The organism is Paracoccus cavernae (assembly GCF_042430175.1).
In the GTDB taxonomy this organism is placed as follows: Bacteria; Pseudomonadota; Alphaproteobacteria; order Rhodobacterales; family Rhodobacteraceae; genus Paracoccus; species Paracoccus cavernae.
The window spans coordinates 1-14815 of sequence record NZ_JBHMDZ010000015.1 but is presented as its reverse complement, the minus strand read 5'-3'; the positions used below and the strand labels follow the sequence as shown (position 1 = coordinate 14815).

The window sequence follows — 14815 nt, the reverse complement described above, 5'->3', positions numbered from 1 at the left end:
CGGGGCCGCGCGGCTGCTGGAGGCTTGGTCGGTGAGGCTGACGCGGCCAACGACGGAATGGGATGACTGAGGTGTCGAAACCAACAGATAAGGAGGCAATCGAGGCCTTCCTACTCGATTTCCTGCTTAATCCACCTCAACATGCCCCAGGGCGCTGGCAGGATCTGGCGAGGCACTATGAGGCAGCTGCTCACGCGGTACACCCTGCAGTGGCGGAGGTCCTGCTGAAGGCGGCGAAGCTGATCCGGAACAGTTGACGGCATCGGGGTTGTAGTGGACACATGCCCCCAACCACCCCGCCCTTTGGCGGGGTTCTTATTTTTTCCCTCCTTGCCTATAAAACCCTCTTAAGTAAGGAGATCTGCATTGAGCGAACATACGCCAGTACTGAGCTTTCCCTGCCCCTCCTGTGGTGACAGCCCTGCGAAAATCACGCTTCCAGATGGTTGGAATGATGACACCATGGCGCACTGCAACAGCTGCGGCGTCAGCTTCGGGAAGTATGGAGAAATTGCCGAGCGCATAAGGCAGGCCCAAGAGATAGAGGGGCGCCGACCACCCCTTTCTGCCTGATAAATAAAATTCGCCTGTCCAACAGCTTGCCCTAACCGGCGGGCTTTTTGGTGCGCAATTGAAAAGCGGCGAGGTTTCCTCGCCGCAAACTGCTTCAACCTACCAAACCCAGCCACATCAACACATCACTGTGGCGCTTGGCTATAGCTACCGCTGAGTGGTCGATTATATGCTGTTCGGCAACGTTGATTGATAGATCCAGCCTATCGATGGCGCGTTGGTAGGCAATGTCAGCCTCTAGGGCTGTCATTTTGTGGCTCAGGTAACTAGCGGCCGGGATCTGGCTACCATCCCTATGCTTGCCGCTTCTCGGATTGTGACCCATGTGCAGGCCTTTCCATAGCACCGCGTAGCGATACCGCGCGGATGTATCGATTATAGCATATAAAGACGAATTTGAGTGAGATGTATTGGCATAACCGGCGGAAATTTTGTGCTATCGAAAGGCGGCGAGGCGCTCCTCGCCGCCTTTCTAGATGCAGGCTATGATCCGCCAAGCGCATCGAAATGGCGTTTCCAAGTCGATATACGGTCTTCTTCAAGCTTTACTTGCATTGCGCTGACCTCATCCCGATCAAGTTTGTCGACTGCATCTTTAAATGCCTGATCAACTTGTTTGTTCGTTCTGAGGTTGTCGATCTCATCTGCGGACGGTTGCAAGGCGGAGTAGCGTCGCCGACCATCTCTTGGATTTTGGCCCATAAGCAGGCCCTCCATAACACCCAGCGGGCATACCGTCGGGATAGCCTAAACTATCATAACGACCCGAATTTACCCACAACCAAATAAGACGCGATATCAGCGCACCTTGCTCAGATCGTGGATGCCTCGCCATGCAAGATCTCGCGTAGCTTCTTCCCGTTTCGCCTTTTTGGCGATGCGATCGCTCTCACGGCGCACTACAGCTCGTGCTGCAAACTCATCCCTGCGCTCCATCTCATCCAATGTTCGTGATGCGCGCTCATCGAGTTCGATATCTGAGGGCGATGGTTTCAGCGCCTCGCTTGCGCGGCGCAACATCGCTCTCTCTCTCGCGCGCTCTTCTCGTTCGCGGACCATGTTTGGTCCTCCAATAGCACCGAACGGGCATACCGAACGGATTACTGATCATACACGATTACGGGAAATTTTACACCCCATGTCGGAGTGATCCTGCTCATTCACCGACGGGCTTTTTGCTGTCCGATCGGTGGGCGCCGGTTAGGGCGGGGCAGAATGTGCATTTTGGCTACGCAAAAATATGTATTAATGCATTTTCCTCCCCATCAGCAGCGACGAACCCGAGCCTGCTGAACCCCATTTTCACCGGGAGAATGCAATGTTCGACACCCCCGACAGAACCGGCCTGATTGCCGATGAGATCCACGCCCGCGCTATGGCCCGCGAAGCAAGCCGCAAAGGCGATGCCGAGGGCCGCGCCTACTGGATCGACCGCGCCGATAAGGTTTCGGCGATGATCGACGCGCTGGCCGATTTAGCCGCGCCTGCTTACCGCACCGGCGTTGCCTATGCGTGGAAGGGTGGGGAATGCCCCGTCGCCCCTGATGCCCGTGTCGTGCTGCGCTACCGCCTGCCGCGCGACCATGCTCATGCGATTGCCCCGCGCATCGCCATGCTTGCCAGTGCGGTCAATTGGGCGGTCCCACTGTTCGCCTCGTTCGAGGTTCTGCCTTCCGTTTCGGAGGCCGAGGCATGACCCATTTCCACGGGCGCTGTTGCGCAAATCAGCTGATGACCGCACTTCCCCTTTCCCCGGATACACTTATCGTGCGGCCACGGTCATGGGGATACCGAGTGCCGTGAAGCGGTTGAGGACCGCCGCGCGGATCTGGACCTCTGCCACCTGGCGGTCGAAGTCCCGCGACATCAGCCGCTGGCCGAGCAGCTTCACGCAGTTCATTTTCGTTTCGACCCGGCTGCGGCGGTGATACCCGCTCCAGTTCCGCCAGAGCGCCCGGCCCAAGTGCTTCGATGCTCGCAGGATCTCGTTGCGCGCCCGGGCTCCGGCTGTGTCCGGCTTCCATGGCCTCGCATTCCGTCTCGGCGGGATGATAGCTGCAGCATCGCGGGCGGCGATGGCGTCATGGCAGGCGCGGGTGTCATAGGCACCGTCGGCGGTGACGCTGGCGATCTCCTCCTCCGCCGGGATCTGGGCAAGCAGGTCCGGCAGCATCGGCGCATCACCGACATTGCTGGACGTGACCTCGACGGCCCGAACCTCCAATGTTTCCTCGTCGATTCCGAGGTGGATCTTGCGCCACACGCGCCGTTTCGAGCCGCCATGCTTGCGCGTGTGCCACTCGCCTTCGCCTTCAACCTTGATGCCGGTGCTGTCCACGAGCAGGTGCAGCGGCCCCTTGGAGCCGCGATACGGGATGGTCACGTTCAATGTTTTCTGGCGGCGTGACAGAGTGCTGAAGTCCGGCACGGACCAGCCGAGCCCGGACAGTTCGAGCAGGCTCGCCACGAAACCGGTCGCTTGGCGGAGCGGCAGCCCGAGGAAGACCTTGAGGGTGAGGCAGGCCTGGATCGCCGCGTCGCTATAGGCCTGCTGACGGCCGCGACGCCCCGACGGAATGGCTTCCCACTGCATCGAGGGATCGAACCAGACAGTCAGCGACCCGCGCTGCCTCAGCGCCCGATTATACGCTTGCCAGTTGGTGGTCTTGTAGGTCGGCTTCGAAGGTTTGCTCATGCTGCCCAGCTAGCATGCTGGATTCACGAGATGAATCCCCCCGGATTTGCGCAACAAGGCCCTCCTGAAGCGAAAGTAGCGTCGACCTCTGTGCACACCGAACTGAGCTCGATAGGTTTGCGGTACAGTCTATCTACTTACTGCCGCTTCAAGTAGATAATTGCAAATATTATACAAACCGAGGACCCGATGCCTGTTGATCGTCTTGATCTTACGGAACTGAAAGCCAGAGGGCTTGATGTGAATATTCGCAGCATTAACTCTCTGGGGTCTCTTTCATTCGAGCCTCCGGCCCGCAGCAATCGTGCCTCATTCAGCGGAAAGTGCTGGCTGGGTGCATTTACCTATCTTGCGGATGGTCGGGTATATACAACTGATATTGGCCGTTACTGCTCTATTGCAGCAGGAATTGTAATTGGGCAGCCAAATCACCCCACCAAGTGGCTCTCGACAAGCCCATTCCAATATCAACAAAGCTATCGCTTTAATATGAATGAAGCCAAAAAATGGAGTAACAGAACGGACTATCAGACCGATGCAGTTGACCCGCAACTGACTAGGAAGGCACATGCCGAGGTATTGCGCCGTACGGTCATCGGGAATGATGTCTGGATCGGAAACAACGCGATTATCATTGCGGGCGTTAATGTTGGGGATGGAGCTATCATTGGCGCAGGAGCTGTGGTAACAAAAGATGTGGCCCCCTATGACATTGTTGGCGGTGTTCCTGCCCGAAAGATAGGCGAGCGCTTTGATGAAAAAACCAAGAAGCGGCTGCTGGCGTTAAAGTGGTGGCGCTATGCCCCTTGGCAAATGCGCCATATCGTTTTTTCTGATATAAACGCCGCGATTGAGGCGGTTGAAAAGATGAATGCAGACAATGCGCCTCAGTATCATCCAGAAATCGTGAGTGCGGTATAGATTGCGCATGTAGAGAAAATTCATTGTGCAGTGAAGCTTTCACTGTCTGAATATTATAGTTAAAGATCAATCGGGTGCCGTCACAAGACGCGACGGCACCCGATATACTATGCGGAAGCGTCAATGTGTTCGGAGTGCTCAGGCTTGGTAATACGGTGAGGAATCCTCGCCTGCTGTAGCGTTTCTAGTAAGTTAGCAGCCAAGGTGACAGGCACGGCGTCGATCTGCACCAGAGCGCCGTCTAGACTGCCAATCTCCAGATTGGCCAACAGTGCTTGTGCCGACATAGCAACACAAATGCACTCGTCTTGTGTGGTCGGGTCCACCTGTTGCCAGACGCCACCTCCTGCTGACAGTGCCTTATCCTCGGACGCCGACACAACGCCGACCACCGGCAGGGTATTTTGTCCCTGTGCCCTGCGGTACAGGTTCAGATAGCGCGCAGCCATAAGCCCGGTCGATTCCGCCATTCCTGGCCCGCTCTGCCAGGCTGCAACCGCCAGATCAGCGCGATTCTGTTCAGCAGTATCAAACGCAATTTCAAGAAGTTTACGGTAAAGTTGCTCGATATCCTGATGTGGAAGAATCCAGCCCGCACCGCTGGCGCGCACACGACCCGCCACTGTTGGGAAATCAAATACCAGCGCTGGAACGCCCGCTGACCACAATTCGGTCAATGTGTGGCAATAGGTCTCGTCCCATATCGAAAACACCGCACCCAGATGGATGTTCAAGCTCTGGACACGGCTGGTGAATTCCTCGCGGTTATAGACGCCATGCCCGATGAGCCGGGGGTCGTTAATCTTCACCGAAGACTCTGTGCGACCCAGTACGTGAAACTCCAACAGGTGCTCGCGGTCTATCTCAAGCAACGCACGGATCACGCCCAGCCCTTTCGCTGTGCTTATATTGCCCGGCACCAGAATGCGGATCGGCTGCCCATGTCGGGGCACCTGCCGAAGCCGCAGCAATTTAGAGAAATCGCGGCCATGCGGGATGACGAAAAAACGCGCGGGCTCAATCGCCGGCAGTCCCGCCAGAAGTCGAGCTCTGGCACTGTCCGAAGTGGTTACAAAAGCATCGCAGCACGACAGTGCTCGGTCGAAGCGTTCGCGCCAGAAGCGGATCCAACCCATTCCGGCGGGCGGCATGGTATCGGGCTTCCAAAGCTCGGGGGTAACCTCGCCGGTCAGCTGTTGCAGGTCACCGCCGTAGAAGACCCCATCGTCCTGCAACAACTTGATCGAGGGGCAGATCGTATAAAAATCATGGAACGAGAACACCACCGTACAACCTGCCAACTTAGCCAGCTGCGGCAAATTCAGGCTGTGCCAGGCCAGATGGCGGATATGAACGACTTCGAATTCAAAGCGTTGCAGCCAGCCCGCCACTGTTTCATCATATTCTGTCGAGACATGGCGGATAGGTTCGATCGGGTCGCTAAGTTCACGACTGGCAATCTCGACCAGCTTGCCATCCTGCAAATGTGACAGCACTAAATGCTTGGAATCGCAGCGTAGCAGCCAGGCATCGCGGCTGTCTTGTAGTGCGGCCATTAGATCCAGATTGGTCTGCGGAGTGCCGCCCGTCTGGGTCGCCACGACATATAGCGTCCGAGGCAGAGAGACGCGTGGGTTCAGGCAATCGGCTTGTGAGCGGCGCGCCTGCATCCGGGCCAGTGCCAGGTCATCCCCATGCGAAAAGACTCGGATGGCCTTCTTGTATTCAGGGTAGCGGGCGTCGATCACTGCACGACCTGCCTTCATCAGCCCATCTTTGGCACTGCCAAAGCTTTTCGAGCGGTCATGAAACACATAGGTACGATCGTCAATCAGATGCAGCCAACCCGCGCGACCTGCTCGCATACAAAAATCGTTTTCTTCGCCATAGCCGCGAGGAAATGCCGCGACATCCAAGGCACCGACTTCATCCAGACAGGCGCGATGAATGAACATGCAAAAGCCGTTGCCGGTGGGCACTTGAGGATAAAGGCCAAGCGCGCGGCGCCGGAACGCACGGGCAAAGGTGATTTCATCAACGCCTGGTGGCAGGCCGTTGTCATTGCCCAACTCAGGCGCAGAAAAGGCACCGGCGCGGTCCGACATCGGCGTCACCGTAGCGACCCGCGGGCGTGACCTTGCGGCCGCCAACAGGCCGGCAATCCAGTTCGGCGTTACGCGAGCATCGCTGTTCAGCAAGATCGGATGCTTGCGCCCAACCTCTGCCATGCCTCTGTTTACAGTGCCGGTGAAGCCCAGATTGTGGTTATTGCGTAGTACGCGCAAATTCGGGATATCTCGAGCCTGCTCCAGCAGCCTAGCAATTTGCGGATCGGGCGAGGCATCGTCGACGAACAGGATATCGACCTCGGGCGGGGTATAGGCCCGCAGGCGTTCTAAACAGATCGCCACGTCCTCAGCTGCGTTATAGACCGGCACAATTACCGCGCAATCGGCAGGCGCGATCCGCGCGGTTGGGGCGGGTCGATAGTGATCGCCTCGGACTTCGACGGTCTTGCTGATCAGCTTGCCATCGGGAAATTGCAAAGAGACTTCATGCGTCCCCCTACCAAGCTGGCGCAGAGGCAGGGAAATCCGCACGCCGCCGGCCCCCTTGGACAGACCCTGACGCACAAGATCGTCGCGGGGTTGATCATTCAGCGCCTTGCAGAAAAAGGTGCCGTTGATCAGCACATCCGCTCGCAAGATCTGGCTGACATTCTGGCGATTGGTCACCCAACCACGCAGGTAGGTCTCGGTTAGCTTTTCAATGCGGCCATCGCAGTCCAATATGGTGGCGTCTGTTTCGGGCGAGCGCAACGTGATTTGCTGTTGCATGAGTGTTTGCGGCGTACCGGCAAGGCGTAATTCGATAAGCACGCTCTGGCCATCCTGCCAGGGTTGGCCATAACCATCGGTCGTGGGCATGGTACAATGGAAGCCGTGACGGCCATCGCCGAACCCCGCTGCCTCGACATCAGAACGATGATCATCAGCCGTAATCGTCAAGGCGACTTCCTGACCATCTACCAGAAGATCGATCGTCAGCGGTTCGGAACGCCCATTCATGTGGATCCAGCCGACGATATCTTGGTCACGGATGCCGTCAATATGGCCCGCGATCTCGGGCGGGGTGGCGCTTGTCTCGGACCGGCGGAATTGAAGCTTACTGATAATGCGGTTCATGTCGAAATCCTTTGCAACAGCCCTAGCATGAGGCCTGGCGAAAAAGCGAAACCACCCTAGCGGACAAGGTGATGTGATTTTGATTGCGGCCAAATCGTTGGCGTCCATATTCCCGTGCCGTCGGGCTGCTTGAGTCAGCGGTCATGTCTTTGCCACTTACACGGGAGGGAGATGGGCGGCTAGGCCATTGAGTGCACCTGCCACATCTTGGCGATTCCAGTAGGATTTGCTGGATTTGTACGACAGCGGGCTGTGAAACTGGACGATCCGTCCCAATTGCCAGCGGGGCAGAATACGCAGCGACGGCGCGTTGCCAGACGCTGCGGCTTTCTGGATGTGCCAGGCGACTGCCCGGGTCAGAAGACCCGGCCCGGTTTTTCCCCAGATGGTTTCATTGTGTCGCTCCTCCAACGCGCGCTTCGCGCAGATCGCTGCCCACAGGATTGCCGGATGCCGAGGCGGAGCGACGATCAAATTGTTGCCGACCGCCCCCGTCGGTTCGCGAAAGACCGTCAGACAAGAGGGGCCGCAGACTAGTTGGGCAGCATCTCCGGTCAGCCAGTCATCGCAATCGGCGTAGATTCCTCCGAGCAAGCCGAGATGACACAGGCGGAAGAAATCGCTTTCCTCTGTTGCAGAACCGGCTCGGCCAAACGCACGTAGCCAGTCAGCGCCCAACCGCTCCAGCAGGAAATCTTTCGCGGCATCACGGTCAAACAACTGATGCGCAAAGCCTGCCGCGCCCTGCCACGAAGTTACGGCTCCGGCGACCTGTGGTGGTGGCGTGCCCTGACTCCAGAACTGCACGATGCTGTGCGGCACCGGTCGGGAGTATGGCGCAGGGTTGCGTTCAGGCCCTTCGGTCCAACGCGCAACAACCGCCATGGCGTGTAAGGTTGTCTCGGTGGCGTCAAGGGCCGGGACCCCGAGCTGCACCGCCTCAGCCAGCAGAAACCCCTGTATCGACGGCGCGAGATGCCGCCGCGAGTTGTCCTGCCATAGGCGTTGACGTAAAGGATTCAGCGCCTTGGCCTCCGTTCGCGACAGCGCATTCGCTACATACCAGTCGGCATGCGGGATCATTGCCGCATCGCCTTCGGCCCAAAGATCTGTGGCGCGGGACAAGTGATCCAACTCGGCCCAGCCCTGTGCGATGACTCGGCGCCAGTTGGGCGACATCTCGGGCTGACGCAGGGTCGCGGCTGCCAGCACTTGCTTGGCGCGGGCACCCAGTCCGGCCCCACAGAGGCTGCTGATATATTCCCGCAGCACAGTTGGATCGTCGGGGTTGTGCCGCCAGACCAGCCCCAGATATCGGGCTGCTACTCGCGACCGGCCTTGTTGGCGCAAGAGCATCGCAATCTGCAGCCCTGCATCCGCTCCTGCGCGCGCCGGACTCTTGTGCCGAAGCGCCAGCGCCTTTGCAGGCAAGCCCGACAACGCCGCCAGATCCATCAGCACTCGGGCGCGATCGATGGCCGGGACACGATCGGAAACATGCAGGCCAATCCGGTGCCAATGTGGTATGCCTGCGCGATAACTGGCTTGCAGGATAGCTCGAGCCGTGCTGAGCCCGATCTTGTCTTTATCCATAAGTGCGCGTGCCAAGGCATCAAACTGCGGTCCGTGCCCCATAAGATCGGCCCGGCGGTAGATCGGCCAAATCAGATCAACAGACAGTTCAGTACCTAAAGTGACCAGCCTATCGCGATTGCGCCGCAGCAGCTCGCCCGCCTGATCATCTGCAAGATGGGCCAGACCCCGGCACAGCAACCTGCCAAAAGCCAGACGCTGCGCCGATTGCACAGCAACCGCCCAGTGATCCGCTAGCTCTTGCACGAGGCGCGATAGTTCTTCGGCATGTCCGGCCAGATGAAGTGTTTCGAGCTTTTCCTGAAGAGCGCCGCAATGTTGTGGATCTTGAGCCAACAATCGGTCCAGAATCGCAAGGCTCGCGACATGCTGCTGCCCATGGCGATAGGCACGCGCCAAATTCAGCAGAATATGGGCATTGTGCGGCTGCTGCTGCGCCAAGGCTGACAGAAACCTGATGCTCTCTTGCGCGCGCCCCAGTTGGTAAAGCAGGCAGCCCCGGCGTAGCTGGATGGCGGGATGATCCGGGGTAGCTGCAAGAAAGGCCTCGGCCTGCGCGAGCGCCTCGCTATAACGGCGTAGAGCAGTCAAGGCATTGATCTTCTCCAACACCAACCGCGCATCGCCGGGCGTTTGCGCCAGTGCCGCCGAACAGGCCGCCAGACAGTCGAAAGGACGGCCATCAGCCTGGGCGATGAAGGCTAGTTCGGCCTGAAGACCGGGCAGATCGGGTTGGCGCTGGTGCAGCTCTACCGCTAGATCCTGCGCACGTGCGATCTGCCCAGCCTGCCGTAGCAGTCCGCAGCGGCGAAGCTGAAATGGCAGGTGATCCGGAGCGGCGTCGCATGCAGCGCTCATATACTCCAGCGCCTGCGATAAGCGGTTCAGCCGCAGGGCGGTGTCCACCCGCCCGCCCAAAGCGGCGATATTGCCGGGTTGAACCGCAAGGATCTGATCGCAAAAGCTGATGCTGTCGTCGTAATTCCCCGCCAGCCGATGCGACAGCGACAGCCCGTACCAGATTTTCCCATGACGGGGATAGATGCGCAGAAGATCTTCAAGGCACAAGATACTTTGCTCGTGTCGCCCCTGCTGGCGCAACTCATGAGCGCGCAATAGGCCTGTCTCCACTGGTGCGGAGAGTGTGGGTGCGGACGAGCGTGATTGCGCTGTTGAGGTCATGGTTCGCTCAACCCGCATTCAGGCGCGACGGTCGGGTTGGCCGCGGTTCTGGACCAGTGATCAAATGGGGGCAGAATCCGAAACATAGTGTAATTGTGTAAGTGATAATTCAGGCTTTAAGGCGCAGCCGGCCACCTTGAAGATGGCCGGCCGTGATGTCGAACAAAGCGTAGAGCTTAGGCTGCCTTGCCAAATGCCTCGATTTGGGCCTCGACCCCGTCGCTGAATGCGGCAATCCCCAGCTGGTCGCGCAGTGCACTCGGAAGCTGACGGCGCGAGGCAATACGCAAACGCTTCATTTCTGGGATGATTCGATCGCAGCCGTAAAGGTCCAGATATTCCGCGTAATTGTCGAAGCCTTTGCGACCGATGTAGTCGACCAAGGTTTCAGCGCGCAGACCATTAGCCAGAATTTCGTCATGCGCTTCGGTTTCGATATGGTAATAGGTGAATTCGGAAGGCATATCAGCTAGATCGACGAAGCAGATCGTGCCCCCGTTCACCAACGCCCCGGCATTCACCACCATACCGGCGACGATCAGCCCGTGATCGGCCGACAGCAGCAGATCGCTGTGCGGCAAACCACCGCCAAGTGCCCCCGCTGCAACGCGAACTGGCGCGGCCTTGTCCGACAGCATGACGTGATTTGTGATCAACTTGCGCCCGATCCATTTGACCGGAACGGACCGTCCATCTGCACTCGTGATCAGATCGCCGATGGCCAGCTTCTCAACTTCGGTTTCCCCCGCTGGAGTGGCGATCATCGTACCGTCCAGGAAGCAGGTGATGACCAGCTTCAACAGGTCAGAATCACTGTTCTGGTTGGCATATTTTCCGACGAAGTAAACGTCATAGTTCTGCCCAGCAAATTGCTGCAACTCGGCGACAGTGAAGCTCCAGTTCATATTGCCAGTTTGCAGATCGACGGAGAGATTTCCGAAGAACATACCGCCGCCGGGGTTCGGAATCTGTGCCGCGACGTATTCGCCGCCGTTCGTCGTTTCGTCACCATCAAGGTCGGGGTTGTCCGACCGACCCCAGTCGCCGGTGATGGTGATCACCTGGCTGGGGTCGCTGAACTGGTTGATGTCGATGGTGTAGGTATAATTATCATAGTTCCCAGGGCTTTCCTCAGTCCCATGGGACAGTACGATAGCCGGGTTATTGGTCGTATCCGTAAGGTTGATACCCATTCTTAATTCCTTTCAGCTTCAGTCCTAATGATTTTTGCCCCCCACGAGCCATCACGCAGGCGTGTCGACTTCACGACGCGCCGCACTTTGCCCGCAGCGCTCACTCGCAAATAGTGGAAGCTTTGGATGCCATCGGGAATGTGCTCCATGAATGCTCTAAAGGCGTTGGCCCCGGTGCCTTGTTCATAGGGTGCTATGATTTCCATCAGCCATAACTGCGGTCCACTGCGCCATTGAGCAGGTTTCAGAGAGGCCCCGGCCAGAAGCTGACGCTCGGCCTGGTCATTAAGGTGCGCCCAAGTACAAGCCGCGCGGGGCACACCGTCGTAATAAAAAATCCGGGTCTGTTTCAGGTCGACAGGCGGCTGCACGATCCGGCGAATATCGCGTAAGGACCATTCTGCATGGCGCGAGGAGTGCATATAAAGAAAGCTAAGGGCGCCGTAGGCAGAGATGGCTTCTGGGCTAGGAAACTCAGGTTGGATATTAGGGGGGGACGTCACGGGAACCTCGGATATCTTGCCATTTTTGTGTCTTTTTTTCGAGCCAACCGTATTTTACGTTTCGACTATTCCAACAGGTCGGAAGAAGCGACAGCGACAAAGGCGTCTACCATCTCAGAACACGCCATCTTAGTTTTTGCTATCCATATTCCGCACGAGATCAAACTTAACCTGACCTGGTAATCCTCCCCGTCTTAACGGGGTTTGGCCGTAGACTTCACGCAGCCATTTTCAGTTTCTGGGCGGGTGTGATGCCGGTGCTGTCCACCAGTAGCTTCAGCGGACCTGGCGCCCGGCGGCTCGATATCCCGACAGAGATACTCTTCTGCCTGCGGCTCAGGGTGGAAAAATCGGGAACCGGCCAGGCCAGTTTTGCCATCTCCAGGATGCTGGATACCATCCCGATCGTCTGCCGGAGAGGCAGCCAAACAACACCTTCACCATCAGGCAGAACTGTATCGCAGCATCGGAGAACACCGGCGGTCGGCCCGGACGCCCAGCCTTGGCGGCGAGCCAAACCATGTCCTTGTCGAGCCAGATCAACAGCGAGCCACGCCGCTTCAGGGCTTCGTTGTAAGACTTCCAGTTCGTCGTGCGGTAGCGGGCGGCTTCAGGCTTGCTCATGACAAGCCTCTTAACCTACCGGATTCGCAAGGTGAATCCTGCCGGACACGAGTTCTGCAACAACGCCATTCGAATCTCCTCAGCGCTCGGCTCACGAGAAAACTCTACTTATGCAGCACCTTAATCATAGAGAGGATTATCCACCTGCCGAGTCAACCGACCACCTTATTTTGCGCACGTGATGGAGGACGGCGGCTCGGCATTATCGCCAATCTGGACAATTCTAACCAAATGAACAATACCATACCGCCTCGCCATAGTCTATTTTTCGTATGTGGATTGCTCCTTGTACCGGAGCAATCGGCGATGCACAGTCGAGAAAACACCGGATCGGCTCCCAGGGAACTTTCCGACAAACCGATGCTGTACCCGGTAATCCTTCCCATGATTTGAGATTCAGTGAATCTCTTCTTCTTTATCAGGAGGTCTTCATCGATTCTGCTGAGGAAGTTCTACTCACGCAGCCCTTATCATGAGGAGGACTACTGATTAATCTCCCAGTAGCCTTGCGCAGTGTTTCTGACGGTAATTCGCCGTACATCTGTCGATAGAAAGCCGAAAAACGACCCAAATGTGTAAATCCGTGATCCATAGCGATAGAGGTAACCGTCCTTATCTCGCGGGGAGTCAGCAGAGCCTGGCGCACACGGCTAAGACGACGCCGTTGCAAGTAGGAATGCGCGGTCATACCCATACGGCGGCGAATGATCGATTCGATAGTTCTCAGCGAAAGCCGGGCACCTTCGCATAGCTCTTGCAATCCGATCAGGCAATCACTGTCCTCATCAATCAGCTGATCGATCCTACGCATTGAAGCAGTTTGCAGTCGATGTGCCAAGTGATCGATCTTCAAGTCGCCTGTATCAAGAAGCTTGACTATACCGGTGATGATTCCATCACCTGCAAAGTCCGTCAGTGCCCTGCTATTTGCGGCGGTGCCCCACCTTCCGGCGTCGACCATGGAGATTATGTCCGAGTATCGGCAACGTAGGTTAGCCATCTGAACCATATCGGCATTTCTCAACATACCTCGAACTAACGGCGTCGCCATTTTTTCTTTGCCCGTCAATGCTGACAAGGCACGCTGAAGAGTCAAATCCGGGATACACACCGCGCCTATATCGAGTGCACTCGACGTCTTGAGGTTCGAAACATCTCCGCTACGGCGCATAAGAACGGCATTAGTTCTCAGGTGAATACCATCTACTGCTGATTGCGGGTCTGCAGCGTTGTTACCCACAAAGAAAAAAGAGTGAGTTGCCCCCCCCACACTAGCCAACTCGGTTCTAAAAGAAACCGGAGCGTTAGCCCAAGCAGATTGCAGCGCGATATTGTGCCCAAGCTCAACCAATCTAGCTTTTCCGAGGAAATCAACATGCCCTGTTGGCAGAGAATCCACCTTTCCCCCAGGAATGCTTGCCGCTAAGGATTCGCTATCAGTAAATTTATTTGAAAAATATTGAAGCTGAGTGGGCGTGAAACACTCCTGCTCGATCATGCGTCGCGCTTTCCTTTTTGCGATTTCGATCTCGCAATTTCAAGCAGCCTCATGAAGTGCTTGCAATGCACAGGCCACTCAGTGACCGTTATCTGCAGACGCTTCATGGGCTGGAACTCGACAAAGTCCATGCGACCTCTAATAACGCTTAACAACATAAAGTTGGTTATAGTTTGTGCTATCAGGCATTCTTTCGAGTGCCCTCGTGCGTGATAATTATTCGTTGCTATAGGCACAACAATAACCATCAACTTGCACGCACAAATGAATGCCCTAAACCTACCGGCGGCTGTATGCTATCCATATTACGCATCATTTTTCCTTCCCGTGGAGTTAATCCCTCTTGGGGTCAGGCCCATTGGTTCTAGGCTTCTGGCGCGACTCGGTCGCCGCAAAGAAATCTGATCGATCAGCAATTTTTTTCTGGCTGAGCGACGCAGCGTTGTTGCAGAGCTGTCCGTTCGGCAGGATTCGTCAAGCGAATCCTGTATGTTAACATCTCGGCATGACGAAGCCTGCACCAGCCCGCGACCGCACGAAGAACTGGAAATCATATAACGAGGCGCTGAAGTGGCGCGTCTCGCTACTTGTCTGGCTGGACCGAGACATGGTTTGGCTTACCCTCAGTGCTGGACGTCCGGGGCGTCCGCCGGCGTTCAGCGATGCTGCGATACAGTTCTGCCTGATGGTGAAGGTGTTGTTTGGCTGCCTCTCCGGCAAACGACCGGGATGGTATCCAGCATCCTGGAGACGGCAAAACTGGCTTGGCCGGTTCCCGATTTTTCCACCCTGAGCCGCAGGCAGAAGAGTATCTCTGTCGGGATATCGAGCCGCCGGGCGCCAGGTCC

At 56.9% G+C, this 14815-nt stretch carries 11 protein-coding genes and 1 pseudogene; 3 read left to right on the top strand and 9 right to left on the bottom strand.

What is annotated here, in order from left to right:
- Positions 1-1056 precede the first annotated feature (1056 nt).
- Both ACFFUC_RS11400 and ACFFUC_RS11395 read right to left on the bottom strand, forming a co-directional pair.
- Positions 1057-1275, bottom strand: a complete 219-nt coding sequence (locus ACFFUC_RS11400) for a hypothetical protein (protein ID WP_377686331.1) — start codon at positions 1273-1275, stop codon at positions 1057-1059.
- 96 nt (positions 1276-1371) lie between these two features.
- Positions 1372-1632 (bottom strand): hypothetical protein, encoded by a 261-nt coding sequence (locus ACFFUC_RS11395; protein WP_377686329.1) that lies wholly within the window; start codon positions 1630-1632, stop codon positions 1372-1374.
- Positions 1633-1891: 259 nt separating this feature from the next.
- On the opposite strand from ACFFUC_RS11395, the gene ACFFUC_RS11390 reads away from it, so the two are divergent.
- Entirely contained in the window at positions 1892-2269 is a 378-nt protein-coding gene (locus ACFFUC_RS11390) for a hypothetical protein (RefSeq protein ID WP_377686327.1), read from the top strand.
- Between the two features lie 66 nt (positions 2270-2335).
- On the opposite strand, the gene ACFFUC_RS11385 is transcribed toward ACFFUC_RS11390, so the two are convergent.
- Positions 2336-3268 carry an IS5 family transposase gene (locus ACFFUC_RS11385; protein ID WP_377686325.1) on the bottom strand — a complete coding sequence of 311 codons (933 nt, stop codon included), beginning with the start codon at positions 3266-3268 and terminating at the stop codon, positions 2336-2338.
- A 189-nt stretch (positions 3269-3457) separates the two neighbouring features.
- Between ACFFUC_RS11385 and ACFFUC_RS11380 the strand changes: the two genes are divergently transcribed.
- Entirely contained in the window at positions 3458-4189 is a 732-nt protein-coding gene (locus tag ACFFUC_RS11380) for a CatB-related O-acetyltransferase (RefSeq protein ID WP_377686323.1), read from the top strand.
- 107 nt (positions 4190-4296) lie between these two features.
- On the opposite strand, the gene ACFFUC_RS11375 is transcribed toward ACFFUC_RS11380, so the two are convergent.
- From ACFFUC_RS11375 to ACFFUC_RS11350, 6 genes are all read right to left on the bottom strand, one after another.
- On the bottom strand, positions 4297-7374 hold the full coding sequence (locus ACFFUC_RS11375) for a glycosyltransferase (protein ID WP_377686322.1): 3078 nt from the start codon (positions 7372-7374) through the stop codon (positions 4297-4299).
- 156 nt (positions 7375-7530) lie between these two features.
- Positions 7531-10149 (bottom strand): tetratricopeptide repeat protein, encoded by a 2619-nt coding sequence (locus ACFFUC_RS11370; protein ID WP_377686321.1) that lies wholly within the window; start codon positions 10147-10149, stop codon positions 7531-7533.
- Between the two features lie 176 nt (positions 10150-10325).
- The gene (locus ACFFUC_RS11365; RefSeq protein ID WP_377686320.1) at positions 10326-11342 is read right to left on the bottom strand and encodes a Hint domain-containing protein; all 1017 of its coding nucleotides are present in this window, start codon (positions 11340-11342) and stop codon (positions 10326-10328) included.
- Positions 11343-11344: 2 nt separating this feature from the next.
- The gene (locus ACFFUC_RS11360; RefSeq protein ID WP_377686317.1) at positions 11345-11845 is read right to left on the bottom strand and encodes a toxin-activating lysine-acyltransferase; all 501 of its coding nucleotides are present in this window, start codon (positions 11843-11845) and stop codon (positions 11345-11347) included.
- A 217-nt stretch (positions 11846-12062) separates the two neighbouring features.
- Positions 12063-12362 (bottom strand): transposase, encoded by a 300-nt coding sequence (locus tag ACFFUC_RS11355; RefSeq protein ID WP_377686315.1) that lies wholly within the window; start codon positions 12360-12362, stop codon positions 12063-12065.
- 525 nt (positions 12363-12887) lie between these two features.
- A complete protein-coding gene (locus ACFFUC_RS11350; protein ID WP_377686314.1) occupies positions 12888-13967 on the bottom strand; it encodes a helix-turn-helix domain-containing protein in 1080 nt (359 codons plus the stop codon).
- 505 nt (positions 13968-14472) lie between these two features.
- Here ACFFUC_RS11350 and ACFFUC_RS11345 point away from each other — a divergent pair.
- Positions 14473-14815: pseudogene (locus ACFFUC_RS11345) on the top strand (transposase); the annotation flags it as partial.